At 27.0% G+C, this 241-nt stretch carries 1 protein-coding gene; it reads left to right on the top strand.

The window, feature by feature from the left end; translation table 11 throughout:
• Positions 1-241 (top strand): S1 RNA-binding domain-containing protein (locus GQV94_RS07690; RefSeq protein ID WP_200170452.1); only part of this gene is annotated, 241 nt, incomplete at both ends.

The following is a 241-nucleotide window of genomic DNA, read 5'->3' as shown; positions in this document are numbered from 1 at the left end:
CTGTTCAAAGTTACGCTAAAGAACATAAAGTAGGAGATATAGTCAAAGGCATTGTTAGAGATATAAAAGAATTTGGTGTTTTTGTTGAACTTAGTGAAGAAGTCGATGCTTTAATCCATAAAGAAGATATTAATATTTCAGATTTTGAAAAATTAAAAATTGGAGATGAAGTTGAAGCAAGTATTGCTTTTATTGATGAAAAGAAGAATAGAATTCGTTTAAGTGTGAAGAATTTATTAAA

Source organism: Campylobacter sp. TTU_617 (assembly GCF_016599045.1).
Lineage (GTDB): Bacteria > Campylobacterota > Campylobacteria > Campylobacterales > Campylobacteraceae > Campylobacter_D.
The sequence above is the reverse complement of the archived record's forward strand: the minus strand, read 5'-3'. Positions and strand labels throughout refer to the sequence as shown.